Annotated in this window: 1 protein-coding gene; it reads right to left on the bottom strand. The window is 68.1% G+C overall.

Translation table 11 applies throughout. The features are described from left to right. Positions 1-1,735, bottom strand: a 1,735-nt coding sequence (locus KN815_RS48945; protein WP_253209738.1) for a beta-ketoacyl synthase N-terminal-like domain-containing protein, incomplete at both ends; no start/stop codon positions are given.

Raw genomic sequence — 1,735 nt, 5'->3', positions numbered from 1 at the left:
CCATGCCGCAACGCCAACACCATCTTGATCACACCAGCCACACCCGCAGCCGCCTGCGCATGACCGATATTCGACTTCAACGACCCCAGCAACAAAGGCCGATCCCGACCCTGGCCATACGTCGCCAACACCGCCTGCGCCTCAATCGGATCACCCAGCGCCGTACCCGTCCCATGCGCCTCCACCACATCCACATCCGACGCCACCAACCCCGCGCTGGCCAGCGCCTGCCGGATGACACGCTGCTGCGAGGGGCCGTTCGGCGCCGTCAGACCGTTCGACGCACCGTCCTGGTTCACCGCACTGCCCCGCACCACCGCCAGCACCTGGTGACCGTTCCGCTCCGCGTCCGACAACCGCTCCAGCGCCAGCACACCCACCCCCTCGGCCCACCCCGTACCGTCGGCCGAAGCGGCGAAGGACTTGCACCGGCCATCGACCGACATGCCACGCTGCCGCGAGAAGGCGATGAAGATGCCGGGAGTGGGCATCACCGTGACGCCGCCGGCCAGCGCGATCGAGCACTCGCCCGCCCGCAATGCCTGCGCCGCCAGATGCAACGCCACCAGGGATGAGGAGCACGCCGTGTCCACCGCGACCGACGGACCCTCGAAGCCCAGCGCATAGGACACCCGCCCTGACAGCACGCTCGCCGAGGCACCGAGGCCCAGCATGCCCTCCAACTCGGCGGGCACCGGCTCCACGCCCGACCCGTAGTTGTGGTACGTCACACCGGAGAAGACACCAACGTTCTTACCCCGCAGGGTGGTCGGGTCGATCCCGGCCCGTTCCAGCGCCTCCCACGACGTCTCCAGCATCAGACGCTGTTGGGGGTCCACGGCCAGCGCCTCACGTGGCGAGATCCCGAAGAAGCCCGCATCGAATTCCCCGGCATCGTGCAGAAACCCACCCTGGTGCGCATAGCTGGTGCCGGGGTGGTCCGGGTCCGGGTGGAACAGATTCTCCAGATCCCAGCCACGGTTCACCGGGAAGTCGCTGACTCCATCCCGCCCGTGCAGCACCAGATCCCATAGCTCTTCGGGAGTGGAGACTCCGCCCGGCAGCCGACACGCCATGCCCACGATCGCCACCGGCTCAGTCGACACGGCCGCGAGCGCTGATGACGGGCCCGGTACCTCCTCCGGGGCCGCCGTGTCCCCGATGAGCTCGTCACGGAGAAATGCGGCGAGAATCAGGGGCGTGGGGTAGTCGAAGAGCAGAGTGGTCGGCAGGGTCTGGTCGGTGAGTGCGTTCAGGCGGTTTCGCAACTGCACGGCGGTGGCCGAGTCGAATCCGATCTGGTTGAACACCATGTCCGGTTCAATGGCATCCAGTGAGGGGTGCCCCAAGACGCTTGCGGTCTCCCGACGGACGGTCTCCAGCAGGATGCGTTCCTGTTCCGGCGCGGACTCCCCGAGGAGCCGAGCGGTCAACATTCCTGTTTCGGCGGGCAGTTCGGCCACGCCCGGGAGCTGATCGTCGATGGATCCCGTATCGGCGAGTGCGGCGTTCTTGAGCCAGTAGTGCTGGTGCTGGAAGGCGTAGGTCGGCAGATCCAGGGCGGCATGCGCCGGGATGTCGCCGAGCAGCGCGGTCCAGTCGACGGGGACACCGCGCACATACGCCTCGCCCAGGGACGTGAGCACACGGCGCATACCGCCCTCGCCCCGGCGCAGTGTCCCGGTCACCACAACCGGTCCGGCGTCGTCCGCCTGCTCGGCCGCCGCCTCGATGC

This window comes from Streptomyces niphimycinicus (assembly GCF_018883605.1).
GTDB lineage: Bacteria > Actinomycetota > Actinomycetes > Streptomycetales > Streptomycetaceae > Streptomyces > Streptomyces niphimycinicus.
This window is presented reverse-complemented; position numbering and strand designations above follow the sequence as displayed.